Annotated in this window: 27 protein-coding genes; 15 read left to right on the top strand and 12 right to left on the bottom strand. The window is 55.7% G+C overall.

Annotation, left to right across the window (positions count from 1 at the left end):
• Positions 1–11 precede the first annotated feature (11 nt).
• Both CMO10_RS18970 and CMO10_RS18965 read right to left on the bottom strand, forming a co-directional pair.
• On the bottom strand, positions 12–563 hold the full coding sequence (locus CMO10_RS18970; protein ID WP_297024918.1) for a tripartite tricarboxylate transporter TctB family protein: 552 nt from the start codon (positions 561–563) through the stop codon (positions 12–14).
• Entirely contained in the window at positions 560–1504 is a 945-nt protein-coding gene (locus CMO10_RS18965; protein WP_297024916.1) for a tripartite tricarboxylate transporter substrate binding protein, read from the bottom strand. Before CMO10_RS18965 ends, CMO10_RS18970 begins: the two co-directional genes overlap by 4 nt.
• 211 nt (positions 1505–1715) lie before the next feature.
• Between CMO10_RS18965 and CMO10_RS18960 the strand changes: the two genes are divergently transcribed.
• Together CMO10_RS18960 and CMO10_RS18955 are read left to right on the top strand one after the other, a co-directional pair.
• Complete coding sequence (locus CMO10_RS18960; protein WP_044829806.1) at positions 1716–2549, top strand: sulfite exporter TauE/SafE family protein; 834 nt, start codon at positions 1716–1718, stop codon at positions 2547–2549.
• A gap of 162 nt (positions 2550–2711) precedes the next feature.
• Entirely contained in the window at positions 2712–3383 is a 672-nt protein-coding gene (locus CMO10_RS18955) for a FadR/GntR family transcriptional regulator (protein WP_297024914.1), read from the top strand.
• A gap of 32 nt (positions 3384–3415) precedes the next feature.
• Here the strand turns inward: CMO10_RS18955 and CMO10_RS18950 are convergent, their stop codons facing one another.
• From CMO10_RS18950 to CMO10_RS18930, 5 genes are all read right to left on the bottom strand, one after another.
• Complete coding sequence (locus CMO10_RS18950; RefSeq protein ID WP_297024912.1) at positions 3416–4174, bottom strand: aspartate/glutamate racemase family protein; 759 nt, start codon at positions 4172–4174, stop codon at positions 3416–3418.
• Positions 4171–5007: an ABC transporter permease gene (locus CMO10_RS18945; RefSeq protein ID WP_008888642.1), complete on the bottom strand. Its 837-nt coding sequence runs from the start codon at positions 5005–5007 to the stop codon at positions 4171–4173. The genes CMO10_RS18950 and CMO10_RS18945 overlap by 4 nt, the downstream gene beginning before the upstream one ends.
• Positions 5008–5009: 2 nt before the next feature.
• A complete protein-coding gene (locus CMO10_RS18940) occupies positions 5010–5867 on the bottom strand; it encodes an ABC transporter permease (protein WP_297024910.1) in 858 nt (285 codons plus the stop codon).
• A gap of 148 nt (positions 5868–6015) precedes the next feature.
• Complete coding sequence (locus CMO10_RS18935) at positions 6016–7332, bottom strand: ABC transporter substrate-binding protein (RefSeq protein WP_297024908.1); 1317 nt, start codon at positions 7330–7332, stop codon at positions 6016–6018.
• Between the two features lie 36 nt (positions 7333–7368).
• The gene (locus CMO10_RS18930; protein ID WP_297024907.1) at positions 7369–8454 is read right to left on the bottom strand and encodes an ABC transporter ATP-binding protein; all 1086 of its coding nucleotides are present in this window, start codon (positions 8452–8454) and stop codon (positions 7369–7371) included.
• 308 nt (positions 8455–8762) lie between these two features.
• On the opposite strand from CMO10_RS18930, the gene CMO10_RS18925 reads away from it, so the two are divergent.
• Both CMO10_RS18925 and CMO10_RS18920 read left to right on the top strand, forming a co-directional pair.
• Positions 8763–9512, top strand: a complete 750-nt coding sequence (locus CMO10_RS18925; RefSeq protein ID WP_052657685.1) for a GntR family transcriptional regulator — start codon at positions 8763–8765, stop codon at positions 9510–9512.
• A gap of 514 nt (positions 9513–10026) precedes the next feature.
• A complete protein-coding gene (locus CMO10_RS18920) occupies positions 10027–11604 on the top strand; it encodes an aldehyde dehydrogenase (NADP(+)) (protein ID WP_297024905.1) in 1578 nt (525 codons plus the stop codon).
• 77 nt (positions 11605–11681) lie between these two features.
• On the opposite strand, the gene CMO10_RS18915 is transcribed toward CMO10_RS18920, so the two are convergent.
• Positions 11682–12131, bottom strand: a complete 450-nt coding sequence (locus CMO10_RS18915; protein ID WP_297024904.1) for a PaaI family thioesterase — start codon at positions 12129–12131, stop codon at positions 11682–11684.
• 300 nt (positions 12132–12431) lie between these two features.
• Here CMO10_RS18915 and CMO10_RS18910 point away from each other — a divergent pair, with 300 nt between their 5' ends.
• Together CMO10_RS18910 and CMO10_RS18905 are read left to right on the top strand one after the other, a co-directional pair.
• On the top strand, positions 12432–12608 hold the full coding sequence (locus CMO10_RS18910; protein WP_297024902.1) for a hypothetical protein: 177 nt from the start codon (positions 12432–12434) through the stop codon (positions 12606–12608).
• Positions 12609–12699: 91 nt separating this feature from the next.
• The gene (locus CMO10_RS18905) at positions 12700–13632 is read left to right on the top strand and encodes a LysR family transcriptional regulator (RefSeq protein WP_297024900.1); all 933 of its coding nucleotides are present in this window, start codon (positions 12700–12702) and stop codon (positions 13630–13632) included.
• A 10-nt stretch (positions 13633–13642) separates the two neighbouring features.
• Here the strand turns inward: CMO10_RS18905 and CMO10_RS18900 are convergent, their stop codons facing one another.
• Positions 13643–14443: a CbiX/SirB N-terminal domain-containing protein gene (locus CMO10_RS18900; RefSeq protein WP_297024898.1), complete on the bottom strand. Its 801-nt coding sequence runs from the start codon at positions 14441–14443 to the stop codon at positions 13643–13645.
• Between the two features lie 248 nt (positions 14444–14691).
• On the opposite strand from CMO10_RS18900, the gene CMO10_RS18895 reads away from it, so the two are divergent.
• From CMO10_RS18895 to CMO10_RS18880, 4 genes are all read left to right on the top strand, one after another.
• Positions 14692–15393 carry a pirin family protein gene (locus CMO10_RS18895; protein ID WP_297024895.1) on the top strand — a complete coding sequence of 234 codons (702 nt, stop codon included), beginning with the start codon at positions 14692–14694 and terminating at the stop codon, positions 15391–15393.
• Between the two features lie 39 nt (positions 15394–15432).
• Positions 15433–15903 carry a DoxX family protein gene (locus tag CMO10_RS18890; RefSeq protein ID WP_297024893.1) on the top strand — a complete coding sequence of 157 codons (471 nt, stop codon included), beginning with the start codon at positions 15433–15435 and terminating at the stop codon, positions 15901–15903.
• Between the two features lie 160 nt (positions 15904–16063).
• Complete coding sequence (locus CMO10_RS18885) at positions 16064–16537, top strand: response regulator (RefSeq protein WP_297024891.1); 474 nt, start codon at positions 16064–16066, stop codon at positions 16535–16537.
• Between the two features lie 15 nt (positions 16538–16552).
• The gene (locus tag CMO10_RS18880) at positions 16553–17800 is read left to right on the top strand and encodes a response regulator (protein ID WP_297024890.1); all 1248 of its coding nucleotides are present in this window, start codon (positions 16553–16555) and stop codon (positions 17798–17800) included.
• 48 nt (positions 17801–17848) lie between these two features.
• Here the strand turns inward: CMO10_RS18880 and CMO10_RS18875 are convergent, their stop codons facing one another.
• From CMO10_RS18875 to CMO10_RS18865, 3 genes are all read right to left on the bottom strand, one after another.
• Positions 17849–19369, bottom strand: a complete 1521-nt coding sequence (locus CMO10_RS18875; RefSeq protein ID WP_297024888.1) for a sensor histidine kinase — start codon at positions 19367–19369, stop codon at positions 17849–17851.
• Positions 19356–19835 carry a putative pterin-binding protein gene (locus CMO10_RS18870; RefSeq protein ID WP_297024886.1) on the bottom strand — a complete coding sequence of 160 codons (480 nt, stop codon included), beginning with the start codon at positions 19833–19835 and terminating at the stop codon, positions 19356–19358. Before CMO10_RS18870 ends, CMO10_RS18875 begins: the two co-directional genes overlap by 14 nt.
• An 89-nt stretch (positions 19836–19924) precedes the next feature.
• Positions 19925–21109: an EAL domain-containing response regulator gene (locus tag CMO10_RS18865; protein ID WP_297024885.1), complete on the bottom strand. Its 1185-nt coding sequence runs from the start codon at positions 21107–21109 to the stop codon at positions 19925–19927.
• A gap of 152 nt (positions 21110–21261) precedes the next feature.
• On the opposite strand from CMO10_RS18865, the gene CMO10_RS18860 reads away from it, so the two are divergent.
• From CMO10_RS18860 to CMO10_RS18840, 5 genes are all read left to right on the top strand, one after another.
• The gene (locus tag CMO10_RS18860) at positions 21262–22230 is read left to right on the top strand and encodes a DNA-binding response regulator (protein WP_297024883.1); all 969 of its coding nucleotides are present in this window, start codon (positions 21262–21264) and stop codon (positions 22228–22230) included.
• Between the two features lie 134 nt (positions 22231–22364).
• A complete protein-coding gene (locus tag CMO10_RS18855) occupies positions 22365–23069 on the top strand; it encodes a sugar transferase (RefSeq protein ID WP_297024881.1) in 705 nt (234 codons plus the stop codon).
• On the top strand, positions 23069–24277 hold the full coding sequence (locus CMO10_RS18850; protein WP_297024879.1) for an outer membrane beta-barrel protein: 1209 nt from the start codon (positions 23069–23071) through the stop codon (positions 24275–24277). Before CMO10_RS18855 ends, CMO10_RS18850 begins: the two co-directional genes overlap by 1 nt.
• The gene (locus CMO10_RS18845; RefSeq protein ID WP_297024877.1) at positions 24278–24838 is read left to right on the top strand and encodes a polysaccharide biosynthesis/export family protein; all 561 of its coding nucleotides are present in this window, start codon (positions 24278–24280) and stop codon (positions 24836–24838) included.
• Positions 24839–25076: 238 nt separating this feature from the next.
• On the top strand, positions 25077–26008 hold a 932-nt coding region (locus CMO10_RS18840), incomplete at its 3' end, for a thiamine pyrophosphate-binding protein (RefSeq protein ID WP_297024875.1).

The raw sequence follows: 26008 nt of genomic DNA, 5'->3' as shown, positions 1-26008 counted from the left end.
TAAAACTTTATCTAGCCCGCAAACAGCACGCCGCGCGGGAGGAACACGTTAAAGACTTCTGCAAACAGCATGTTCAAGCCGACCGAGAAAATCAGGGCGGCGATCAGCGACTGGATGAGGGTCTTTTTGGAAATACCTGCGATCATCAATTGCGCGATCAGCAGAAACACAAAGGTGGTCAGCGAAAAGCCGCCAAGCGGCAGCGACAGCAGATAAACCACCAGAAGCCCGAACAGCGCAAAGGAGTAGCGCCGGGTGACAAACCACTTCGAAAATGACGTTCCCAAACGGGTTGCGCCGCCAGCCTTGCGGATATCGATCACCGCACGAACCGCAGCAACCATACACAAAACCGCAAGCACCCCGAAAACCAGTTCGGGGAAGGAACCCGCGCCAAGCGGCTCCCAGCGAGACGTCGGCAACGTGCTGGCCCGAAGACTTAGAAAGGCAGCACCCGAACCGATAACGATATAGGAAATCAGCCGTGCGACTTCAGTTCTTGCACGAAGAGCAGCGGACGCACCTGCGTCCGCTGCTGCTGCTTTCGCAGTCGACTGACTCATCCCTGAAGTTTGCCGACAACTTTGTCGACTTCACCATCAAGTTTGTCGAGATAGGCTTTGTATGCCTCGTGACCGAGATAGATGTCGGCCGAACCGGCATTGGTCATCTTTTCGCGGATGTCCGGAAGTGCCATAGCTTTTTCAAGGGCGGCATCAAGTGCCTCGACGATGGCATCCGGGGTACCGGCCGGAAGAACAACACCACGGGTCACAGCCATCGACAGATCATAACCCTGTTCGGCCATGGTCGGGACGTCCGGCTCTTCGGAAGTGCGTTCTTCGGTGCCAACACCGGCAAAGATCAGGTCGCCGTTTTTCACAAACTCGCTGGCCGATGCTACGTCACCAATGACGATATCAACGTTGCCACCAACAGCCGCACGGATACGCTCGCCGGTGTCACGGAAACCGACATAGCTGAATTCAACACCAAGGGCTTCTTCGATCATTGCCATGTGAAGATGCGGAACACCGCCAAGGGTCACACCGGCGCGTACTGCACCCGGGTTTGCTTCGGCATAGGCTTTAAGCTCTTCAAGGTTCGAGAAGTTTTCATTCTTCGACAGCACCAGATACTGCGGCGAAGAGGTCACCAGTGCGACCGGAATGAAGTCCTTGTAGCTCAGCTCGGTAATGCCAAGCTTGTTGGCGGTATAAAGGCCTTCGTGGATCTGCGAAATGGTGTAGCCATCAGCCGGACGTTTGGCGAATTCGGCCAGACCAACGGTCCCGCCAACACCTGGCATATTAACGATCGGCACAGCCTGACCGGTGACTTCCGACAGACCCATTGCGACGATACGCATCAGGGTGTCACTGCCGCCACCCGGGCCCCACGGCACGATGAATTCGATCGGTTTTTCTGGATAGTCCTGCGCCTGTGCGGGACCTGCGATGGCTGCGGCCAACAAGCCGGCAGCGACTGCAATCTTGCGGAACATGTATCTTGCCTCCTGATATCTCGCCTGCAATATGTGAACCATTAATACTTTGGTTCAATCTGTTTGTCGAAACATTGTTGGCAGCAACAAACCAATTTCGCAAGTGCAAAAATAATATTTGGCTACAAATAAGGATTATGTTGCACATTTCCGCCAATGATGGATAGTACCACTTATAAATTGATATCATAATTGGTACGGATTGGTTCGAATGTTTGAAATGGATGGCGCCATGAGCCTCTATCTCGTCTGGGGTGCAGCCATGCTGTTTGCTGGCGTCCTTGGCGGGATCATGGCCGGGCTTCTCGGTGTTGGTGGCGGGATCGTGATTGTCCCGGTGCTTTATCATTTTCTGACCACCATGGGCGTGGATGAAAGTTTGCGCATGCAGGTCGCCGTTGCCACCTCGCTGACCACGATCATTGCCACGGCAATCTCATCGACCCGCAGCCACTATAAAAAGGGATCGGTTGATACGGCCCTTCTCAAACATTGGGGTCCGGCCATCATTGTTGGCGTGATCCTTGGCACCGCGATTGGTGGGCTGGCCGATGGCCGGGTTCTGACCATTGTCTTTGCTGTTGTCGCACTTCTCGTTGCCGCCAACATGATCCTTGTTAAAGACCGCGAAACCGACGCGACCAAGAACCCGCCGAAATCGGTCTGGGCCGTGCTCGGCGTGATTGCTGGCAGCCTGTCGGCGATGATGGGGATTGGTGGCGGCACCATCTGTGTACCGGTTCTGAATTTTCTCGGTTATGACATCCGTCGTGCCGTGGGCACCTCGGCCGCAATCGGTTTGATCATCGCCCTCCCCGGCACCATCGGCTATGCCATGTCAGGCATCGGTGTTGATGGCCGTCCGCCGTTTTCGCTGGGGTATGTCAACGTTCTGGCTGCCGCCCTTCTGATCCCGATGACGGTGCTGTGCGCCCCGATTGGTGCCCGGATCGCGCATACCATTCCGCGCCGCGCCCTTCGCATGTGCTTCGGCCTGTTTCTGGCGATCACATCAGCGCGCATGTTCTATGACCTGCTGAGCTAGGCTTGGTTGCACCCGGATGCGCGCAAGCGTCTGGGCGCAAACGGAAATAGTACGGTCTTGTTCTTTGTTAAACCAATGGCTTACAATGATAGGTGCGCATTGGTTCGCGCGAGGGAACGTTAGAAACGTCAACAGAAACGCCATTAAAAATGAACAACAATCATGACTGAATTTGCCACTCAGACGCTGGCGGAAAAGCTCAAGACCGGCTTCGCACAAGGATCCTTCGTCAAGGACGGGCGTGTGATCGCCGAACGCACCCTTGCCGAACAGCTTGATGTTGGCCGCAGAGCATTGCGCAAGGCCCTGGATCAGCTTGAGTCCGAAGGTCTGATCTGGCGCCGTCAGGGTCAGGGCACCTTTGTTGGTACTCCGCCGACCCCGCGCCTGCGCAAGCTTGAAGGGCTGGCCACCAAAACCAGCCCGTTTGAAATCATGGAAGTCCGTCAGGAAATCGAGCCATCGATGGCCCGGTTCGCAGCCCTTCGCGCGTCACAGGGCGATATTGATGCCATGCGCGGCATGATCGAAAAGGCCGCCAGCGCGACCACACAGGCTGAATACGAAAAGTGGGATGCCGCCTTTCATCAGCGCCTGGCCGAATCGGTCAAGAACACCCTGTTTCTTGCGGTGTTCGAGGCCGTGAATGCCGTCCGCCGCGAAGCCGCCTGGGCCCGCATGCGTGAAAGCAGCCATTCAGACACCCTGATCGAAGAACTCAGCGCCCAACACCGCGATATCATCAATGCGATTGAACAGCGCGACCCCAAACGCGCAGAAGATGCCATGCGCCGCCACCTGTCCGAGGTGGAACACGCGCTTAAACAAACCTGATCTGGAAACTAGGCCCGTTAGTCGGCTGAGGATCACCCTTGCGGCGCAAATTCCGCAAACATCCCGTGATAAGCCTTAAGCGGCGGATTGGCATAAGCCCCCGCCTTACTGGTGCGAAGCCCCAGAAACGCCATGGCCTCGATCATCTTGACCGCTGCACTGACCCCATCAATCACCGGCACGCCCAGTTCTTCGGTCAAACGATCAGCAATATCGGTCATCCCCGCACAGCCCAGAACAATCGCCTCGGCATAATCATCAGCAAGGCAAATCTCGGCTTGTTTTTTAAGGGCTGCATAGGCGACCTTGGCATTGCTGCCTTCGAAATCGAGCGTGCGAACACCTGCGGCGCGCACGACACATTGCGATGACGCACCGTATTTCGACACCAGATGTTCAAGTGGGCGGACCGAAACCGGCATCGGGGTAACAATCGCAAAGCGCGATGACACGGCAGCCGCCATTCGCATGGCAGCCTCGCACAGCCCCAGAACCGGCGCACCGGTCAGGCAGCGCGCGGCATCGACCCCGGTATCATCAAAGCACGCCACCACATAACCACCGATGGGATCGGTTTCCTGCTCGGGGGCGGCTTCAAGCTCGCGAATGACCGACAGCAAACCGACACTGGCAAAGGCCTCGTCGTAATACCCCTCGATGCTATCGGGACCAAAACTCGGGTTAAGCGCCAGAACCTTGGTTGTCGGTGCCACGATCTTTTGCGCCTGTGCACCGACCTTTTTGGTAAAGCCGCTCGACAGGTTGGGATTGATGACGGCGATCCGGCTCATGCTTTTTGTCCCTTGCGACGGCGCATGATCGCGACCGTACCCAGTGCCAAGGCAATCACCAGGAAGGAGAACCCGGTGGTCACCGTACCCAGCGCATAAAGCACAGGCGTGGTCACATTGGTCGTCATGCCATAGATCTCAAGCGGCAGGGTGTTAAGCGCACCTGCCGTCATCAGGGTACGGGCAAATTCATCGTAAGACAGGGTGAACGAGAACATCGCAACCCCGATCAGGCTCGGCCCAACCATCGGCAGCACGACATACTGGATGGTCTGCCAGTTACTCGCACCCAAATCGCGTGCGGCTTCCTCATAGGACGGATCAAACCGGTTAAACACCGCAAACATGATCAGAAGCCCGAACGGGAAGGTCCATGTCAGATGCGCACCAAGGGCCGAGGTAAACCATTGCGGCTGCCATTCGACGATGTTGAACAGCAAACCAATCCCAAGCGAAATCAGGATCGACGGCACGATCAGGCTGGCAATCGCCAGATAGAAAATCACGCTGTCGCCACGGAACCGCTTGCGGAAGGCAAGACCGGCCATGAAGGACACAACAACTGTAACCACCATGACAATTAGGCCAAGCTTGAGCGACCGGCTGAACGATCCGCCAAAGTCACCAACCGCCTGCTGTTCAAACAGATTGCCAAACCAGTGGAACGAGAAACCGTTCATCGGGAAGGTCAAACCACCATTCTCGCCCTGGAAGGACAGAATGAAAATCGTCAGCATCGGACCATAGAGAAACAGCACGAACAGCGCGAAAAAAGCCGCGAGGAAATAGAAGCTGGTCGGGCGGCGTTCACGGGTTTTGGTGAGTAATGCCATGATCACAGCTCCTTGCGGATATCAACAAGACGAAGAAGTGCCGTCACGATCAGCAACACCGTAATCAAAAGCACCACGGCACTGGCTGCCGCCGCCGGATACTGCAGAAGACCGATTTCGTTGGAAATCTGCAAACCGACCGACGCACTCTGCCCGCCGCTCATCAAGCGCACGGTGATGAAATCGCCCATTACCACCGTGATGACAAAGATCGATCCGATGGCGATGCCCGGTTTGGACAGCGGTACAATGACCGATTTAAGGGTCTCAAACCCGCTGGCCCCGGCATCGCGAGCGGCCTCGATCAGGGAACGGTCAATGCGCATCATGGAATTGAAGATCGGCACCACCATGAACAGCGCATAAAGATGCACATCTGCCAGCACGACTGCGAAATCGGAAAACAGCAGGAATTCAAGCGGCTGATCGACAATCCCCAGATTGATCAGGGCAGAGTTCAAAAGCCCGTTGCGCCCAAGGAACGGGATCCACGAAATCATGCGAATGATGTTCGACGTCCAGAACGGAATGGTGCACACCATAAACAGAACGATCTGCCAGGTCAGACTGCGCACATGGAACGCCAGGAAATAGGCCACCGTAAACCCGATCAGAAGCGTAAAGACCCAGGTCAGTGCGGCGTATTTCAAGGTGTTGAGATAGATGCTCCAGGTGACCGAGGAGCCCAGCAGATAATTGTAATTCTCGAAAATGAAGTCCGGCAGGATGCGGTATTCGTCATAGTCCCAGAAACTGACCACAACAATGGTCAGAAGCGGGATGACAAGAAACACCGCAAAGATCAGCGCCATCGGCGTGATCAGGAAATAGGACGATCTTTTTGACGTATCAGAAGCCATGCTCTGTCCTTGAAACCCTGCCAGAAAACTAAACACAAAAGGCAAAAACCAATAAACAAACCCGGCCCGGCACCGGAAAATAAAAAGCAAAATCAAACCGGGGTGACGGGCGCGGCCAAAGCCGCGCCCACCAGAAATCTGTCGCAGATTATGCTGCGATGAATTCGTTCCATTTGCGGACCATGTGCTTGTTCTCGTCCATGACGGAGTTCCAGCACGCGACCGAGCCCATACGCTCTTCGTAGGAACCGCCATCGCGAACGGCACCTGCTTTTTCCATGACCTTGCCATCCGGGGAAAGGATGTCGCCTTCGGCGGCTTTGCCTTCCATCCAGAAGCCCCATTCGTCTTCGGACATGAACTTCTTCGCGGTTGCCGGTGCGGCGCTGTAGTAACCCTGACGGTTAAGATACGCACCAACCCAGCCCGACAGGTACCAGTCGATATATTCGTAGGCTGCTTCAAGCTCGAGACCCGAAAGGTGCTTGGCAAGACCGATGCCGCCACCCCATGCACGGTAGCCTTCCTTAAGCGGCTGGTACTTACATGCGATGCCTTTGGAACGAACCGCTGCAACTGCTGGCGACCACATGGACTGAATGACGACTTCGCCAGATGCCATCAGGTTGACCGACTCATCGAAGCTCTTCCAGAAGGCACGGAACTGGCCGGCTTTCTTGGCATCGATCATGACCGCGATGGTCTTGTCGATTTCTTCCTGGGTCATGTTGCCTTTATCACCATAGGTCACTTCGCCCATGGCTTCGCACACCATCGCTGCATCCATGATGCCGATCGACGGAATGTTGAGGATCGATGCCTTGCCCTTGAATGCCGGATCAAGCAAATCGGCCCAGCTGTTGATTTCACGATCAATCAGGTCCGGGCGAATGCCAAGCGTATCTGCGTTATAGATGGTCGGGATCAGGGTCATCCACTGGGTCGGTGCAGATGCGAATTCGACACTGTCGGCACCTTCAACGAAGCCAACGGTATGCGGCGCGGTACCCTGGGCAATCTCGGAATCCGGGGTCAGCTTGCCATCAATGAACAGCTTGGAGATGTACTCATAGTTTTTGAGCTTGGTGGTATCCATCGGCTGCATGGTGCCAGCCGGGAAAACCTTCTTACAAATCCAGTATTCGATATCGGCAATATCAAACGAGTTCGGCTGGGTAACCGCACGCTGGGCAACCGCGTCGGAATCAAGGGCGGTCATCTGAAGCGTGAAGCCAAGGTCTTCTTTGACCTTGTCGGCAACAGCGTTGATGTTCGAAACGCCGGTACCGAACTGACGCAGGGTAACGTCCTTGATGTTCTGCGCCCAGATGGTCGGGAAGCCGGTGATCGCACCCGAACCGATGGCAGCACCGGTAACAGCCGCTGCACCCTTAACAAAGCCACGGCGCGAAACGCCGGTTTCCGTCGCGATGGTCTTCTTCGAAATTTTCTTTTCGATCGTCATGTGAAGCACTCCTGATAGCTTGTTGGTTTATTTCATTCAGGCCAGAACATGTGCATGTTCCGGCTTCCAATAGGCGATGAATTTGTCCAGTCGCCTGACCGGTGCCTGCCGAAATTCGCTTTCGGTCTTCATTAGGGTTATTTCCTTGCCGTCGGCTGTCGTTGCGACAATCCGAACCCACAGGCCGAGATATTCGACCGTGGTGATTTCGACAGGGATCTGACCGTTCTTGGTGTCTTCGGGTGGCGTTTCGTCCAGACCGATCAGGTCGGTACGAATGGTGAATTCGATGTCCTCGCCTGCCTTGCCCTCGGCAAAACCGGGCAGGAAGAAGCTGTCAGGCCCGCGCGCAAGCAGGGTACCCGCCGGGCCGGATTCCGAAACGGTGCCTTTGAAGATGTTCTGACCACCCATGAAGTTCGCAATGAAGCGTGATTTGGGCTGGTTAAAGATTTCGTGCGGGGTGCCTTTCTGGCGAATGATCCCGTCTTCCATCACCACAACCATGTCCGAAAGCGCCAATGCCTCATCCTGGGCGTGGGTAACGTGGACAAACGTAATGCCCAGTTCCTGCTGAAGGCGGCGCAATTCATCACGCATGCGCGCCCGCAGGAACGGATCAAGGGCCGAAAGCGGCTCGTCAAGCAACAGAACAGACGGCTCCGTAATCAGGGAACGTGCAAGCGCAATACGCTGCTGCTGCCCGCCTGAGAGCTGGTCGGGCTTGCGATCCGCAAATTGCTCCATATGGACCCGGGCCAGCATCTCTTTGGCCCGATCTTTACGATCCGATGGGGAGACACCTTGCATCTTGAGGCCAAAGGCGACGTTCTCCGCACAGGTCATGTGCGGGAAAAGCGCGTAGTTCTGGAACATCATTGCCGTGCCGCGTTTGACCGGCGGCAATTCCGTCACATTGCGATCCCCGATCAGAAGATCGCCTTCGCTGATCACTTCGTGACCGGCAATCATGCGCAGCGTGGTCGACTTGCCGCACCCGGACGGGCCGATCAAGCAGCAATACGCCCCTGCCGGAATTTGCAGATCAATCGATTTCACTGCCTGTGTGCTGCCGTAGAATTTACTGACAGCAATCAATTCAATGGCCCCGTTGCCCGTCATCCGCTCACCCGTCGCTGCATGCAAAATTGTTAACAATCATGTCAGCGATCCAAGGCAAGATGCGTGCCACTTGTTTTCATTGGCAGTTTTCCAACGAGTCTCGTCAAACACCCGAAACCATAGCGTTTGTGCAGAGCACCATTCTGCCCGTTTTATGCTCAGTTTATGCCCTTTTATTAATCACAACGATTCATATGCAAAATTTATAATCATTTTCCTTTGAGGCGGGATAATGCAGGGCCAGTTTTCTGTTGTGTAAATCGTCAACAATTTTGTAGAAATGTATGACCACCCAACGAACATGAACGATGGAAAGTATCGTCACGATGGCCAGGGCCGACCAGACCGGCAGCTATAAAGGCAGCGAAAAGCTGCGCCCGGAGGAAATGATCTATCACGAGATGCTCGACGCGATCCTTGATCGCCGTCTGGAGCCGGGCATGAAGCTCGTCGAGGAAGATCTTGCCAAAACCTTTGGCGTCAGTCGGGCGCGCATTCGCGCCACCTTCCTGCAGCTCGCCCATGACAAACTGATCAATCTGGTCCCCAATCGCGGCGCCTTTGTTTCCGAGCCGACCATTGATGAGGCCATCGAAGTCTTTTCCGCGCGCCGCATGATCGAGGATGGCGTTGCCCGCAAGGTCGCCACCAACATGACCCCGGAGCGCGCCGAACAGATCAAGGAACATCTTGATCGTGAACATGATGCTCATCATCGCGGCGATCATCGTGCGGCCATCATCCTGTCGGGCGAATTCCATCTGTTACTCGCCCGGCTCAGCGGCAATCTGGTGATCGAGGAATTCCTCGAACGCCTGATCCTGCGCACGTCACTTATTATCGCGATGTATGAAAGCCCACAGCCAGTCGACTGCTCCCACACAGAGCATGACCAGTTGCTTAATGCGCTGCTGAGCGGTGACCCGGATGTCGCAGCCGCCGAAATGTCACGCCACCTCGATGCCATTCGCGATCGCCTGCAGCTGCAGCGCCCCAAGCCCGGCAAAACCGATTTCGCCAGCATCTTTGGCCGCATCCCGACCTCGGAAGCCAGCTGAGTCCAAGACGAAGACAGCCGACCAAAGCTAGCCAACCATCGCTCTGCAGCTTATGTGAGCAATCCTCACATTTATCCAAACCAGCACAATTCAGTCGCTGTTTCACCTGCCACCGGGCCTATCAACGCGCCCGAAAAGTGTCCCAAGTGACGACGCTTCGGAACCAAGGCGTCCTGCACACCGACACCTGCCGCATCAATTTTCACTGCCGCCCGCACCGAATTTTCCTCTCGAAAACCTGCGGATTTCAATCTGATTAGCTATTTTGTATAAAATATTCGACGCGAACCGTAATCCTTTGCTATGGTCCACGCCAACAGGCTTTTCGGCCCCGGTCACGTTATTATCATATTGTATGATGTTTACATCGGCGGTTCGAAAACCTAAGCTGCGCCCAGTTTCTCAGATTGCGCCATTTGGCCCGATCCCGCCCGCATTTTGGGTGTGTGCTGTCGGCCGGATTGATGCGCGCAGTCCCGTCAGGTACAGGACTTAACCCCACAGGAGATCCCACATGTTCAGTGGAAAGCACTATGTCGCAGGCGAATGGATTAATGGTCCCGATGTCTTTCAGGCCGACAATCCGTCAACGGGCGACAAGCTCCCGACCAAATTCCAGCACGGCACAGAGGAAATCGTTGATCAGGCGGTTGTCGCAGCCCAGGCCTGCGCCGAAGAGTTCGCATCCATGCTGCCGGCCAAACGCGCGGAATTCCTGCGCGCCATCGCCGACGAGATTGATGCACGCGGCGATGAAATCACCGAAATCGGCACGCTTGAATCCGCCTTGCCTGCTGCGCGCCTGACTGGCGAGCGCGGCCGCACCGTTGGCCAGCTGCGCTTCTTTGCCGACTGGATCGAAGAGGGTTCATGGTTTGAAGCCCGCATTGAAACAGCACAACCTGATCGTCAGCCGCTGCCAAAACCTGACATCCGCGTGATGAACAAGGCGCTTGGTCCGGTTGGTGTGTTTGGCGCGTCAAACTTCCCGCTGGCATTTTCGACTGCGGGCGGTGACACCGCATCTGCCCTGGCTGCTGGTTGCCCGGTTGTTTTCAAGGGCCATGCCGCCCATCCGGGCACCTCGGAAGTTGTCGCCAAGGCAATCGAGGCAGCCGTTGCAAAAACCGGCATGCCCAAAGGCGTATTCAGCCTGATCCATGGCGGCACCCGCAAGGTTGGTCAGGCGTTGGTGGCCCATCCGATGATCAAGGCGGTTGGCTTTACCGGCTCGACCGGTGGCGGTCGTGCGCTGTTTGACATTGCTGTTTCCCGCCCGGAACCGATCCCGTTCTATGGCGAACTCGGTTCAAACAACCCGGTCTTCCTGCTGCCCAAGGCAATGGGTGAAAAGGCCGCCGACATTGCCAAGGGCTGGGTCGCGTCACTGACCATGGGTGTTGGCCAGTTCTGCACCAATCCGGGTCTTCTGATCGCGCTTAAGGGTGCGGATCTCGATACCTTTGTCGATACTGCCGCAAGCGAGTTGGGTCAGGTTGGCGGCACCGCCATGCTGACCGATCGCGTTTCAAGCGCCTATCACGAGGTCACTGATGCCATGACCAAACATGGCAAGGTCACCTGTGCACTCAAACGGCGCGATTCTGATGGCAAATTTGAAGGCAGCCCAGCGATCTTCCGCACCACCGCAGCCGACTGGAAAGCCAACCCGGAACTGGCCGAAGAAATGTTTGGCCCGGCTGGTATCATTGTCGAATGCGATAGCATCGAAGACATGATTGCGCTTTCGACCACCCTGATCGGTCAGCTGACCGCGACCATCCATATGGTTGATGGCGATGCCGATCTGGCCAATGCCCTGCGTCCGGCGCTTGAAAAATGTGCAGGTCGTATCCTGATCAATGGCTGGCCGACCGGTGTCGAGGTCTGCCATTCCATGGTGCATGGCGGTCCTTATCCGGCAAGCACGGACTCGCGTTCGACCTCGGTCGGGTCGCTTGCCATCAAACGCTTTGTCCGTCCGGTCTCCTATCAGGCCTTCCCGGATGCGCTGCTGCCGGCCCCAATCAAGGATGCCAACCCGCTGAACATCCCGCGTCTGGTCAATGGCAAATGGCAGATGCCGGGCTAACCGCCTGCTTAATCAAATAACAAAGGGACGCAGCCCATCGGTTGCGTCCCTTTTTCATTGGTAACATGCCCTGAAATTCAGGCGTCACGCGGCACCCCGTCCGGATCATCACTGCCCCGATGATATTTGAACGTGCCTGTTGAGGTGCCGATCACATTGCCCGCTTGGTCATAGGCAACGGCCTCGGTAAACACCACCTTGCGGCCCCCGCCCTGCTTGCGGGCTACGACGCGCACAAGGCCCTCTTTTGCCATACCAAGGAAATTGGTGGTCAGCGACAGGGTCAGGGACCTGCGCACATTCCCCTGAACAGGGCAGAAACACACCGCATAGCCCGACGCCGTATCCATCAGGGTGGTCAGAACCCCGCCATGCAGGATACCGGCCCGGTTGCAGTGATGGTTTTGCACATCAAGTTCGACCACCGCATGGTCTTCGGCCCACTCCACCAGCCGGTAACCCAGATGATCCTGAAGACCACTGCCATGGGCCTGTTCATAGGCAAGATTATCGTTCGAACCGGTCATTATCAAACCACCCTGTGATCAAGTATTTCCCAAGCTATAGCAGAAAGATGCCCCACCCGAAAACCGCGTTGAGTCGCGCGTATCACCCGGCGTAAATACCGGTCAAACAAACGCCAAACCGTCCGAACTCGCGTCTTTATTGCGCAGCGCAACATGGAATAACAACGTAAAATCAATGTATTGACTATACCGTTCTCCAAACAAGAACGGGATGGCGGTGAAACGAGAATAGTCGTCACGCCGAGCTCTGGGTATATCTGAAATCACCTTAGACACAGACGATCTACAAGGATCAAAGCCATGACCACGATTGCTTATAAAGACGCCACCAGCATCGAACGCGAAGTCCGCATCGGCTGGTTCACGGCCTTTGTTCAGGCCCTGCAGGTTGCAGTCATCATGAAGGCATCCCAGGCGAAAAACCACGCAGAACTGACTGCCGACTGGAACAAGGCGATGCGTCAGGTTCAGGGTTAATTTCCCCTGGCTCTGTCATTTGCAACGATCTGCACGACATCGCAGATGCAAAGCCCTTGACGCTTCGGGTTGAACCACCGACAACGGTTCCATGCAAAAGTTTGACATCGTCACCATTCGGCTTTTTGTCGCCATCGTGCGCGCCGGAAGCATCAATGAAGCCGCCCGGCGCGAACATATCGCGACCTCGGCCGTTTCGCGCCGCATCGGCGAACTTGAAGCCATGCTGGGTGTCAAACTGCTGCGCCGCCTGCCACGCGGGGTCGAACCGACCGAAGAAGGCGCGATCTTTGCCCGTTATGGCGAAAAGCTTCTGGGCGATTTGAACCATCTTTCCAACGAATTGCGCGATTTCAACGCCGGGGAAAAGGGCAAGATCTATCTTGCGGCTGTTACCTCGGCGATCCTGACCGGCCTTCCGAAATTTCTGGCCGATTTTGAACGCGACTTTCCCCACATCTCGGTCGATGTCCGCGAACTGACATCGCGTGAAAGCGCTGAGGCCGTGCGCGAAGGCCGTGCTGATCTTGCCATTCTGGCCGATAACAGCCCGCTTGGCAGTCTGGCCCATGATGTGTTTTGTGATGATCCGATCTGGGTCGTGACGCCAAAAGGCCACCCACTGATCCCCAATGCCGACAATCCCAAACCGGTGAAGTTTTCCGAGGCCGCGAAATACGACATCATCTCGCTGTTTGAAGGCGGGGTGATCGACGATCTGATTTCCGAAGCCGCGGCCAAGATGAAACTCGACATGCACCCACATATCCGCGTGGTGCGTTTTGGTTCTTTGCGGCAAATGATTGCCGCTGGACTTGGTATCGGCTTTTTGCGCAAAAGCTCGGTCGCGGGGTATCTCGGCCATATGAATATTGCCGGCGCCCCGATTGCCGATGACTGGGCAAAACGCCAGTTGCTGATTGCGCACGAAGGCGATGCCAACCTGACCAGTGCCGCGCGCCTGTTCCGGGATTATCTGTTGCGCAAATCAGCCGAAACCCGCTTCAAGCCGGTGCTGGGCTGATCCCCAACATTCAGGCAGATCGCTGAACCCGTTCGGCCCACAAGTCCTGCCCCGTCGGGCCAAGGGGTACGGCCATGCCGCCAAAGCGCGCAACATGACGTTCGGCTTCCGCCAGAACCAGTTCCGGCAATTCCGGCCACTGTCCGATGGGCGGCAGTACTTCGACCCTTTCGCCATCCTTGGCGTCAAGCATTTCGGGCAGATCTTCACGCGCATGCGTGCCGCCACCGGCCAGCATCGGCACAATGATCGCCTGACGGTGGGATCCGATATCGCGCCAGTCGGTAAGCGACGGCGAACCTTCGATGTTGCCAATACAGACTTCGGCCCCGACACAGAGACGGCTCAACCGATCTGCCAGTCGTACAGTTTCAGGAAGTGCCTGCATCAGGGTTTTCAAACCATGCGGCACAAGAAAGACAGACGTCTCGGTCAAATCCCAGCCGCGTCGGGTTGCACTCGCCCGCACACGTGCCGCGATCATTTCACCAAACCCGGGCAGATTGATCGCAGGCGGCAGGATGACACTATCACTCAAGCCCGCCTGATGCAGGATGTCAGGAAGTTCTTCGAAGACCAGATAGCCCTCGCTAAAGAAGAGTGGAAAGACAATCAAACGATCCGCAGCGCCCGACGCCTTGAGCATCTCAAGCTGATCGGCAAGCGCAGGCTGGCTTCGCATGTAACCATGGCTGAGCGGCCCATTCCAGTCAGGCGCGACCTTCCGGGCAAGATCACCTGCCGGGTCGCCGCCATTACCACTATTGCCATGGGACACCATCATCAGTGTCGGCATCTCGAAATCTGTCATGCCAGTCACCATCTTTGCTGACTTAAGAGCGTAGTTTGTCATACGCAGCACGCAACCATCTGGATCGCCGCAACGCTCAAAATACTGTGCGTTTGCCCCATAGACCGAGTGCACCAACCCCTACCGCCCCGGGCTCTATTGTTTCTTATTTCGAAACACAGTGGCGATAATTGGGTGAATTGTATCCTTAGTGGAAAAAGGTATTCTGCTTTCAACAACGGAACAGACAAACCTCGTGGAGGTAGACAATGCTTATCAAAGTAGATGCAGATACCCGCGGTCGCGCCCAGTTTGGCTGGCTTGATTCCAACCATACCTTTTCGTTCGGTCATTATTACGATCCGAACCGCATGGGCTGGGGCCCGCTGCGCGTGATTAACGAAGACCGCGTCATTCCCGGTGCCGGGTTCGACACCCATGGCCACAAGGATATGGAGATCATTTCCTATGTTCTTGATGGTGCACTTGAACACAAGGACAGCATCGGCAACGGATCAGTGATCCGTCCGGGGCGTCTGCAGCGCATGACCGCAGGCACCGGCATCCGTCATTCCGAATACAACCATTCGAAATCCGATCCGGTGCACTTCCTGCAGATCTGGATCATCCCCGAAGCCGCCGGTCTTAAGCCGGGCTATGAGGAAAAGGAAATCGCACGCCGCGATACCGGTTCCGGCCTGACCCTGATTGGCAGCCGCGATGGTCGTGAAGACTCGATCACCATTCATCAGAATGTCGATCTTTATGTCGCCCATCTCAATGGCGGCGAAACAGCAAACCACAAAATCGCAAAAGGCCGGGTTGCCTGGGTGCAGGTTGCACGCGGCACCGTAACGCTGAACGGCGAGACCCTTAATGCCGGTGACGGTGTGGCGATCAAGGATGAAGACGAGATTGTCTTTGCCGATGCCGACAATGCCGAAGCGCTTTTATTTGATATGGCGGCATAAAACGCGAAACCCGCGTGCCCCATGACCAGGAGAACTGTCATGAATACCCTTGAAACCACCCAGACCCGTCCGATCATCCCGGCCCTTGGCAATGTTTGGTCGGCCCTTAAACCGCTTTCGCCTGTTATCGTCCGTGTGGCGACCGGCCTTCTTATGGTGCCGCATGGTGCACAGAAACTGTTTGGCGCCTTTGGCGGCTATGGTCTTGAAGGCACTGCTGGCTGGCTTGAAAGCATCGGCTTTGCACCGGGCCTGCTGTTTGCGCTTGCGATCGGCCTGCTTGAATTCTTTGGCGGCTTGCTGCTGACCGTCGGGCTTCTGACCCGTCCGGTGGCTGCTGCGGTTCTTGTCTTCATGACAGTCGCCGTTTTGACCCACATCCCGGCTGGCTATTTCTGGATTAATGGTGGTTTTGAAACGCCGCTGATGTGGGGTCTGCTTGCGCTGGCGACCCTTATCCAGGGTGGTGGCAAGTTTTCAATCGACCATAAAATCGGTCGTGAATTCTGATCCCCACACCAAAATCTCGAACATCTGAAACGGGCTGCAACTTTTTGCAGCCCGTTTTTATTTGTGTCCCCAAATGGGGATATTGAAATCGCTGGAAAAGACTAGAAATACAACCAAGGCAACAAGTCCACCTATTCACAGAACATATCGGTACTGAACCATGAATATCGCAGCGCCCAGAAACAGTCAGAATGATATCGAAATTGCAGATGGTATGCGCCGCTGCAAAGGCGACAACGCATTTGGCAAGACCAACGCCGAAAAGCGTTTCCTGCTGGTCGATGACAGTATCGAAGTTCGCTTTTCTGTCCGCCGCGTCCTGCGCAGTGCCGGTGCCACCCAGATCGATGTTGCCGAAAATGGTGAAATCGCGCTGCAGATGCTGGCCCAGGCCGGTCGCAAACAAACCCCCTATGACGTGGTGATCATGGATTACATGATGCCGGGCATGTCGGGTATCGAGATGCTCTATGAGCTCCAGCGCCGCGAGATCAAGAATATCGAGGGCACACGCAAGATCATGCTGACCGGCTTCTATGACGCCAAAGTCAACGCAGAAGCCAAATCGGTTGGCGCAACCTTTGTGCTCAGCAAGCCCTGTGATGCGGCCAGTCTGTCGGCTGCGATCGCATAGTTACTGAAAAAACACATGCCCAATAACGCCTCGATCATATTTGTCGATGATGACCTCAATGTCCTGCGAGGTTTGCGGCGGCGCATGCTTTCAAAGCGGCCGAAATGGACGCTGCGTTTCTATGAGAGCGCCGAACAGGCACTTGTCGGTCTGGAAGAACAACCTGCCGATGTTGTGATTTCCGACATGCGCATGCCGTCCATGGACGGGGCGGAGTTCCTTCGTATCGTTGCCAAGCGCTGGCCGCAAACATCGCGCATTCTGCTATCTGGCTATGCCGATGAAACCGCCATTCTGAATGGTGCGGCGGCAACCCATCATTTTCTTGCCAAACCCTGCACCGATAACGACATCATCCACGCCGCGGAGCGCGGCCTGATCATGAACCGGTATCTGCGCGATCCATTACTTGTCGATCTGCTGTCACAGGTACCCACCGATCTGATGTGGCCGGCAACATTTCGCCGCCTGCACACCATTTTGCAGTTCAGCGGCCCCAGCAGCCATGCCGAACTTAACGATTTTGCCAATGATCACCCGGCCCTGACCGCACTTGCGCATGAACTTGCCCAGCGCGAAGAACTGGTGCCCGCCAACAGTACCCCGGACTTCATCAAGCTTCTGAAAGTTCTCGGCATCGAAACCATCAAGGCACTGTGTGTCTTGTGGTGCGAACTCGGCCAACCCCACCGGTTTGACGGTGAACAGATTGGCGTCAAGCTGCATCGACCACTTGTTCTTGGGCAGATGGCCGCCAATATCGCACGGCTGCGCAGTCTGGCACCCGATGCGGTTGATCAGGTCCGTGCATCCGCACTTCTGTGCCATATCGGTGGAATCATCATGGCCCATGTCTTGCCGGAAAAGCACGCAGCCAGCCGCCATCGTGCAGATACAGACAACTGTGACATCATTTCAGCTGAAATCAGCGAGTTAGGCTTTGCCCATCCGGCCGTGTCGGCATGTCTTTGCACTTGCTGGGGTTTCCCCCATCAGATTATTGAGAACATCGCCTTTCATCATCGTCCGGAATCGGCACCAACGGCCATTTCCCAAAGCCTTTTGATCGTTTACGCCGCGCAACATTTCGCACGCAAGGCCGGCGTTGACGGTGCGATCCGGGCGAAGAAATACGATCTGGCAAGCGGCTATATCACCAAATGCGGTGCTGCATCCGACTGGCCAGTCTGGGAACAAAGCTGCTTTGACGGCCACGTCCCGCTTGAACCCGTCCGGCGTCAAGGCATGATGCAGACCGCGTGATAGTACACTCCGTCTGCATCGTCAGATCAGAATCTTACTGTGATTGGATTATCTCAACAGGCTGTTGAGATCGCTTGGCCCTTCAAGGAAATCCGCATTGGTATCGGCCATCGCATTGGCGTCGGGCTTGGGCAGGCGAATAACAAACTCCGCCCCCTCGGTATAATCCGCCGACAAGGTCAGATCGCCGTTGAAATCATCCTGAATAAGCTTGCGACAGATCGGAAGCCCCTGCCCCGTGCCGACACCGCGTTCCTTGGTGGTAAAGAAGTAATCGAAAATACGTTCGTGGATTTCTGCTGGTACCCCGCCACCATTGTCGCGCAGACGGATATAGACATTGTCTTCATCTGACGTCACCAGAAGATCAATATTGCCCCGGCGCTGGCCGCTTTCGCGGATGGCCTGGGATGCATTGACGATCAGGTTGATCAGCGCCTGCGACAGGTGGTTCCTGCGCCCGCTGACTTCGGTGACGTCCGATTGCATCGACACTTCCAGATCCGCAATATGCTTGACCTGGTTGCGGGTCAAGGTGACGGCCGTATCAATTTCCTCAGTAATTGAAATCAGCTCCACCGCATCGGTCGTCGGATGGGCAAATTTGCGAATTCCGCGCACAATCTCGGCAATGCGGTTCAGGCCCTGAATGCTTTCATCGATTGCCATCGGCACTTCTTCGCTGATGAAATCGATCTTGTCGTTATCAAGATTAAGCTTTGCCGGTTCTTTCGGGTTCGTGCGGTCAATTGCACCAACCAGATCAGCAAAGCTGTCAGACAGGAATTCAAGGTTGTTCTGGATATATTGCGCCGGTGTATTGATTTCATGCGCAACGCCGCCCGCCAATGTCCCAAGGGCATGCATTTTGGCGTAATCGGCGGCTTCTTCGATGACTTCCTGTTCCTGACGCGCCTTTTGGGCGGCGATATCGGACGCAAAAATCTTCTGACGCTGACGGATCATGAAGCCGCCAAGAGCCGCCATGACAATCACACCGATAAAGAACAGATAGGACAGCATCTGGATATCGGTCTTCACGACCGAGATATTGTTGGCGTTATAGACCGACACAAAGTTGGTCGTCCGAACAACCGCCTGTTGCAGGTCCTCGTTCAGAGGTTCAAGCAGGCGATAAAGTTCGGTCAGCTTTTCTTCCGGGTCGGTGATCGCCGCAAGTGCCGTGTCGATCTCGGCGATCCGGGCCTCCAGTGCTTCGATCGTTTCGGCGACTTCAGGCACGGTAAACAGCACCTTGAAGCCTTCTCCTTCACGCAGAAGGATCACACGGCTGACCAGAATTTCGTATTCCAGCAGAATGTCATCAACCACGCCATCACCAAGACCGACCCGCCCGAAAGCGGCTTCGATATCGCGCTGCACGACAAGAAACTGCCGCTGCACCTGAAACACCGCCCAGACGAAGTTTTCGCGATAGATGAAGCGCTCATCGTCAAGCTGACGAACGATGGCTGTGGAAAGAACGCCATAAAGCACGACAAACAGGGCCAATGCGACAAACATGGCCCTGCCGGTCGTCTTGAAGAAGAATGACTTAATTCGCTGCATCGACAGACTTTACCTGCCAGACGGAATAGGCCCAATAGGTATCGGTATTGAACCGTTCATCCGCGTCATACGGGAAGATCACCCAGAACGGTCCCTTTTCACGCACCGACATCTCGGCATCGTTAAGCTGATAGGCCAGAATGGCACCGTCATTGCGCAGGACGTCGGCCGGAACCATCACGTTATAGTCGTTCAGTGCCGAGACACGCACGGTGTCGGCTTCCAGACCATAGGTGTCAAACAGCAGGTCAAAGGCAACACCGCGGAACTTCTGAACGCCGTCGGTCCACTGGGTCGAGGTATTAATCTCGGTGGCCTGCAGATCCATCAGTTCCTTCATTGAAACACGAACGGTTTCACCCTTGGCATTGGTCATAGAAAGCGTACCGCCCGCCATCGCCGGCGCGGTATAAAAACCAACCAGGGCGATCACCACCGCGATCAATTTAAGTGCGTTATTCATCATCGTTTTCATGCTCCATCACATGCATATAGACAGTGGTCACGGGCAAGTGTTTTCTCAATGCCTGCGACCGGAATTTTGATTGATATTTTCTAGCCGGAAGCAAGCAGAGACATGCCTGCGGTTTCTTCCCATTGTTCAAGCGGGATCGGCGCGCCAAGATGGAAGCCCTGCAGTTCGGTAATCCCGTAAACCTGCAGCTTTTCCGCAACCTTGGCGCTTTCAATGCCCTTGGCCGAAACCGACAGACCCAGTTTCGAGCAGACCTTGGCGATCCATTCGACAAAGGCGTCATCAAGGAAGTCTGTCATGGTGCCGCGCACCAGATCGCGATCAAGCTTGATGCCGGCAAACACTTCCTGGCGCAGAAGATCGAGTGAATTGTTGCCCGACCCGAAATCATCAATCACCAGCGGAATAGCGCGTTCGCGCAGCCGGGCCGCATTGGCCAGCATCTCAAGATCATTGGGAACCAGTTGGCGCTCGGGAATTTCAAACGACACCTTTACACCGCGCATGCGCATCTTTTCGTAGAAACGAATGATCAGCTCAAAGAACTGCGGCGTCTTGAGCGAAAAGGCAGAAAGATTAACCGCCAGATTGGCCTCATCGCCCAAAAGCGCACTGTAACGCGGAGCCTGATCAACCATCAGCGCCATCAACTGGCTGCCAAGACGGTTGATCACCGGATTGTCCTGACAGGATTCGATGATTTCATCGATGCCAAATTCCTTTTCAAGGGTCGGCATGCGACACAGAACCTCTGCCCCGCACAGGCCAAGGTCGCTGGCACGAAAACGTGGCTGCAGAACGGTATGGAAATCCGCACGATCAATTGCGTTGTTGACCATCACGGCCGACGGACCGGCAACGGTTTTTTTGACGGCTGCTTCCGCATTCAGGATGCGTTCAATCGCCTCTTTAAGCGCTGCCACCGAAACCGGTTTGGCCAGAACGCGTGTCACCATCGCCTGATTGATCGCTTCACGCAGCGACAGGCTTGAAACGTTACCCGACAAAAGCACGCGATGAATGCTCGGCGCCATGCGGGCCGATTGTTTCAGGAAGGAAATGCCATCAAGGGCCGGCATCACCAGATCAGAAATAATCAGATCGGTCCGGTCACGGTTTTCCGCCAGCCAGTCAAGCGCTGCCTGCCCGTCTGTATGGGTGACGAATTCAAAGCAGCCCGACAGGGTGCGACGCACCGCAGCCAGCAGCTTTTCATCATCATCGACCATCAGAATGACGGGGCGCTGTTTTTCAACCTGATCCATCAATGGACATCTCCGGAACGCGGATAACCGCGACAAACTTCTCGAACAGCCCTGCTGAAATGCGTGCTATACAAACAGCAAGGCTTTGATGGTTCGGAGATTAGTGTCAGACTACCTTTCTCCAACATCCCCATTTGTGGAGGGCGCTTTTGATGACGGCCAAAAAGACGGTGCGGATTGCATTTGTTGATGATGACGAAAACCTTCTGTCGTCCCATCGCCGCAATTTCGGCCGCCTGCGTCCGGACTGGGAGGGCGTCTTTCTTAATGACCCGATTGCCGCGCGCGATGCGATCATCGCCGATGCGGATATTTCGGCGGTCATTCTGGATATCCACATGCCCGGCATGACCGGCCTTGAACTGGCCGCCGAATTGCGCACAGCCCGCAAGGATCTTTTGATCCTGATGCTGACGGGTTATGCCGATCTGCAATCAGCCCTGCTTGCGGTTAATGAGCTGGGTGTGTTTCGCTTCTATCCCAAGCCGACCCTGCTTGAGACGATGCTTGATGACATTGATACGGAAATCAAAAGCCGCCTTGGCCAAAGCGAAGATACCCTGCCAACCGAGTTCCTTGATCTGTTTGAACTCGGCGTGATTGCGGTGGATGAAAACCTCAATATCCTGCATCTCAACTCGCAAGGGGCCGACGTGCTACGTCGATCTTCGCTTGTGAAATCCGGATCCCAGGGACGGCTGATCATTGATCCCACCCCCGAAGGATTGGCAGGTTTCCTGACACCGCCGGGCAAAACCGTGCCGCGCAGCCATCAGAGCTTCTCGCTGGAACGCGATGGTGAAAAGCTCTCGCTTCTGATCCGGCGCGTGCCCAAAAAGGCCGATGGCAAACAAAGCTTCATGATCATTCTGGTCGACCCGGCCCAGCAGCGCGCACCCGCGATTGACGATCTGATGGATCTGTTTGGCCTGACCCGGTCCGAGGCCAAACTGACCCAGAAACTGGCCGAAGGTCTGGCACTTGATCAGGCCGCAGAACTGGTCGGCATTTCGCATTCCTCGGCGCGCACGTATCTTAAGACCATCTTCTCGAAAACCGGTGTGAACCGGCAGCCGCAATTGATGAAAACCGTGCTTTCAAGCATTCCGTCCTTGCGCTAACGCGCTGTAATTTCAGGTTTAAATCCCCCCATCCGACCAAAGACCCACGCCATAAAAACTTGAAAACGCCACCAATCTCTCTACCCTGAGTTAAGAAATATCAGGGTCTTAACTGTTGGGGTGAGGCAGCCGGGTTGATTGGGGATACAGACACACCAGAACCGCGACCGACCATTCACCGGTCGATTTCCGCCCATGACGGATGTGTCAGACGCCTGTGTGATTGTTTGCTGGCAGGTATCGGTCTGCTGGTGCTTTTACCGATGATGATCCTGATCGCGTTTTTGCTGGCCAGCTTTGGCTTTTCCAATCCGGTTTTCACCCAAAAGCGCGTTGGCCAAGATGGCCGGATCTTCACCATTTTCAAGTTCCGCACCCTGCAGGATCAAGGCACGCGTGATCTCGCCCCCCATGCTCTGCGTCATGCCAACCGCTTCACCCTGTTCCTGCGTATGACCGGGCTTGATGAATTGCCACAATTTATCAATGTGCTGCGCGGTGACATGGCGCTGGTCGGGCCGCGCCCGCACAGTCTTGCTGATCATTGCCGCTTTGCCGCCCGCATCCCCGATTATGCCGACCGTTTGGCGGTCAAACCCGGCATGACGGGACTGGCACAAATCAGGGGCTGGCGCGGCCCGGTATGCAACGCCGATCACTTGAGTGCCCGCACCGCCTGCGATCTGGATTATATTCGCCGACAAAGCCTTGCGTTTGATGCCGTCATTCTGCTTCGAACGCTTGCTCTGCCGTTCAAGATGCTGGCGCAGCTCCGGTCGGGGCAACGTTTCTGCCACGGGCCAAAGCCCTGTATTCGTTGCGCGCGGCGGCTGACCTGATGCGCAAACACTTACTGCCCATCAGTGTCGCACTTTTATGTGCCAGCCCCCCTGCCACCGCCCGCGCAATGGAAAACCCTGATGATGTCAGCGGCTTTCGTCTGGGACGACTTCTACTCTCACCAACGCTTGCGACCGGCACACGCTATGACAGCAACATCTTTCAAAGCGACACCAACCCGACCAGTGATGTCATCACGACACTTGCCCCGCGTCTGACCCTGCAGGGTGACTGGCGGGTATTTCACCTGCATCTTTCAGCACGCGGCGAGCTGGGCTTTTTTGCCGACTCCTCAAGTGACGACTATCAGGACCTTGAACTGAGTGTGGCAAGCAGCCTTGATCTCGGCGCGACATCGCTTGAGGCCGGGATTGAAGTAAAACGCGCCCACGATCCGCGCGGCAGCAACGATGTCCCAACCAGTGCCACCGAACCGGTGATTTATGACGACATCAGCACCCTAGTCGGCGCACGTCATGTCAGCGATGGCCTGCATTACGAATCACAGTTTTCCCTGCGTCGGCTGGCCTTTGATGACAGCACCGCGCGCAACGGATCGCGCATCCGAAATGATGATCGCGATCGCCTTGAGATGCGCGAGACATTGCGCGTTCTGCTCCCGCTTGATCCGAAACGCGAAGCCTATGGCGAAGTCTCGTTCAACCAGCGGCAATATGACCGCATCCCCGACGATGACGGCCGCATTCGTGATTCTTCGGGCTATCAGCTGCTGGGCGGCATCCGCCTTGATCTGACCGATCTGATCACGGCTGACCTGGCAGCAGGCTGGATGAACCAAAGTTACGCCGACCCGGCCTTTGGCAACATCGCCGATTACACGCTCCGCGGTGATTTCGACTGGTCGATTACCCGTCTGACCAACATCACCTTCAATGCTGCGCGCACCGTTCATGAAACGACGCAAACCGGCGCCAGTGGCATTCTGGCTTTTGAAGTCGGATCCGGCATTTCCCATGAATTGCGTCGCGGGCTCACGGTTTCGCTTAACGCAGCCTACAGCTCTGAAAACTACCAACAGACCACGCGGCGTGATCGCACCCATCGCCTTGGCTTTGGCCTGCGATACGCGCTTAATCGCTTTGCCGAAATCGAAGGCGGCCTTGCCTATGACCAGCGCACCTCAAACAGCGCAGGCGAGGATTATGACCGCCTGCAAAGCAACATCCGCCTCAAGCTGGAGATGTAAATGATCCTGATAAACCAGATATCCGGCTTATCACCCCGTTACCTTTTGGCGCTGATCATCTTCACCCTGACCCTGTTGAGCACGCCCGGCACGCAGGCCCAGACCATCTACGTCATGGATAGTGGTGATACGGTGCGGGTTACGGTGTTTGGCGAACCGGATCTGTCGGGCGAGTTCAAGGTCGATGCCATGGGCCGGCTTAATTTGGCACTGATCGGGCCAATTGAGGTACGCAATCTCACCCCGGACCAGGCACGCCAGAAAATCCATGATGCCTATCTCGATGGTTATTTGCGCCATCCCGATATCGCGGTCGAAATCATCGCCTTCCGCCCGTTTTTCATCTTGGGCGAGGTCAATCAACCGGGGTCGTATGACTATGTACCGGGCATGAATGTGCTTAATGCCATCGCGGTCGGCGGCGGGCTGACCTATCGCGGGGATGAGGATGACATCGAAATTCTGCGCGGACATGACGCATCACGCGTCGTCATCCCGGCGACGCTCGCCACCATCGTGATGCCCGGCGACATCGTACGTGTGGCCGAAAGGTACTTCTAAGTCGCCAGGAATTCACTGCGAATGGGCCGCACTGCAGCATAATGCTCTGCCATTTTCTGGCAAAAGCGCAGGGGTTTTAGAACCGCTCCACATATCGTCGGATTTTCCACTGTTTTGCCGATCAGACGTCTTTACCTTTGCCCGTTTTCCATGATGAAATCGCCATTACGCCATCACCAGATGGCAAACCGATAAGCCAAAAAGCCCACTTTGCCCCACGCAACGGAGTTCTTAAAACATGTCCGGGAAAACAGAAACGCGCCACGGCGGACGCATTCTGGTCGATCAACTGGCCCTGCACGGGGCCGAACGCGTTTTTCTTGTCCCGGGCGAGAGCTATCTTGCCGTGCTTGATGGCCTTGTCGATCATCCGGACATCGATCCGATCATCTGCCGTCAGGAAGGCGGGGCTGCCATCATGGCCGAGGCCTATGGCAAGCTGACCAACAAACCGGGCATCTGCATGGTCACCCGTGGACCGGGGGCAACCAACGCGTCGGCGGGTGTTCATGTTGCCCATCAGGACAGCACGCCGATGATCCTTCTTGTCGGCCAGATCGGTCGGGACATGGTCGATCGCGAAGCATTTCAGGAAGTCGATTACCGCAAGATGTTCGAACCGCTCGCCAAATGGGTCGGGCAGATCGATGACATCAACCGCATCCCGGAATATATCAGCCACGCCTATCACATCGCGACATCCGGTCGCCCCGGCCCGGTGGTGCTGGCGCTTCCCGAAGACATGCTGTCTTCAAGTGCTGATGTCGCTGACGCCAAACCCTATGTCCCGGTTGAGGCCAAAACAGCGCCCGAAGACGTCGCGCGTTTCCGCGAAGCGCTTTCAAAATCGGCAAAGCCCGTCATGATCGTCGGGGGTGGCGGCTGGACCCGCGAAGCGACTGAAAACCTTAAATCGTTTGCACTTCGTAACAATATCCCGATCGCGACAAGCTTCCGTTGTCAGGACTATATCCCCAACACGCACAGCCACTTCATTGGCGATGTTGGTATTGGCATCAATCCGAAGCTGGCCGAATTCATCAAGGACAGCGATCTTGTGATTTTGGTCGGCTCGCGCATGGGGGAAATGACCAGCAGCGGCTATAGCCTGCTTGAGATCCCCTGTCCGAAACAGAAACTGGTGCATGTTTACAGCGGCCCCGATGAATT

Source organism: Thalassospira sp. (assembly GCF_002709775.1).
Lineage (GTDB): Bacteria > Pseudomonadota > Alphaproteobacteria > Rhodospirillales > Thalassospiraceae > Thalassospira.
This window is presented reverse-complemented; position numbering and strand designations above follow the sequence as displayed.

What these genes read in the sequence shown, in the direction of transcription:
- CMO10_RS18970 (WP_297024918.1), bottom strand. Translation starts at nt 563, where the DNA reads ATGAGTCAGTCGACTGCGAAAGCAGCAGCAGCGGACGCAGGTGCGTCC.
- CMO10_RS18965 (WP_297024916.1), bottom strand. Translation starts at nt 1,504, where the DNA reads ATGTTCCGCAAGATTGCAGTCGCTGCCGGCTTGTTGGCCGCAGCCATC.
- CMO10_RS18960 (WP_044829806.1), top strand. Translation starts at nt 1,716, where the DNA reads ATGTTTGAAATGGATGGCGCCATGAGCCTCTATCTCGTCTGGGGTGCA.
- CMO10_RS18955 (WP_297024914.1), top strand. Translation starts at nt 2,712, where the DNA reads ATGACTGAATTTGCCACTCAGACGCTGGCGGAAAAGCTCAAGACCGGC.
- CMO10_RS18950 (WP_297024912.1), bottom strand. Translation starts at nt 4,174, where the DNA reads ATGAGCCGGATCGCCGTCATCAATCCCAACCTGTCGAGCGGCTTTACC.
- CMO10_RS18945 (WP_008888642.1), bottom strand. Translation starts at nt 5,007, where the DNA reads ATGGCATTACTCACCAAAACCCGTGAACGCCGCCCGACCAGCTTCTAT.
- CMO10_RS18940 (WP_297024910.1), bottom strand. Translation starts at nt 5,867, where the DNA reads ATGGCTTCTGATACGTCAAAAAGATCGTCCTATTTCCTGATCACGCCG.
- CMO10_RS18935 (WP_297024908.1), bottom strand. Translation starts at nt 7,332, where the DNA reads ATGACGATCGAAAAGAAAATTTCGAAGAAGACCATCGCGACGGAAACC.
- CMO10_RS18930 (WP_297024907.1), bottom strand. Translation starts at nt 8,454, where the DNA reads ATGACGGGCAACGGGGCCATTGAATTGATTGCTGTCAGTAAATTCTAC.
- CMO10_RS18925 (WP_052657685.1), top strand. Translation starts at nt 8,763, where the DNA reads ATGGAAAGTATCGTCACGATGGCCAGGGCCGACCAGACCGGCAGCTAT.
- CMO10_RS18920 (WP_297024905.1), top strand. Translation starts at nt 10,027, where the DNA reads ATGTTCAGTGGAAAGCACTATGTCGCAGGCGAATGGATTAATGGTCCC.
- CMO10_RS18915 (WP_297024904.1), bottom strand. Translation starts at nt 12,131, where the DNA reads ATGACCGGTTCGAACGATAATCTTGCCTATGAACAGGCCCATGGCAGT.
- CMO10_RS18910 (WP_297024902.1), top strand. Translation starts at nt 12,432, where the DNA reads ATGACCACGATTGCTTATAAAGACGCCACCAGCATCGAACGCGAAGTC.
- CMO10_RS18905 (WP_297024900.1), top strand. Translation starts at nt 12,700, where the DNA reads ATGCAAAAGTTTGACATCGTCACCATTCGGCTTTTTGTCGCCATCGTG.
- CMO10_RS18900 (WP_297024898.1), bottom strand. Translation starts at nt 14,443, where the DNA reads ATGACAGATTTCGAGATGCCGACACTGATGATGGTGTCCCATGGCAAT.
- CMO10_RS18895 (WP_297024895.1), top strand. Translation starts at nt 14,692, where the DNA reads ATGCTTATCAAAGTAGATGCAGATACCCGCGGTCGCGCCCAGTTTGGC.
- CMO10_RS18890 (WP_297024893.1), top strand. Translation starts at nt 15,433, where the DNA reads ATGAATACCCTTGAAACCACCCAGACCCGTCCGATCATCCCGGCCCTT.
- CMO10_RS18885 (WP_297024891.1), top strand. Translation starts at nt 16,064, where the DNA reads ATGAATATCGCAGCGCCCAGAAACAGTCAGAATGATATCGAAATTGCA.
- CMO10_RS18880 (WP_297024890.1), top strand. Translation starts at nt 16,553, where the DNA reads ATGCCCAATAACGCCTCGATCATATTTGTCGATGATGACCTCAATGTC.
- CMO10_RS18875 (WP_297024888.1), bottom strand. Translation starts at nt 19,369, where the DNA reads ATGCAGCGAATTAAGTCATTCTTCTTCAAGACGACCGGCAGGGCCATG.
- CMO10_RS18870 (WP_297024886.1), bottom strand. Translation starts at nt 19,835, where the DNA reads ATGATGAATAACGCACTTAAATTGATCGCGGTGGTGATCGCCCTGGTT.
- CMO10_RS18865 (WP_297024885.1), bottom strand. Translation starts at nt 21,109, where the DNA reads ATGGATCAGGTTGAAAAACAGCGCCCCGTCATTCTGATGGTCGATGAT.
- CMO10_RS18860 (WP_297024883.1), top strand. Translation starts at nt 21,262, where the DNA reads ATGACGGCCAAAAAGACGGTGCGGATTGCATTTGTTGATGATGACGAA.
- CMO10_RS18850 (WP_297024879.1), top strand. Translation starts at nt 23,069, where the DNA reads ATGCGCAAACACTTACTGCCCATCAGTGTCGCACTTTTATGTGCCAGC.
- CMO10_RS18845 (WP_297024877.1), top strand. Translation starts at nt 24,278, where the DNA reads ATGATCCTGATAAACCAGATATCCGGCTTATCACCCCGTTACCTTTTG.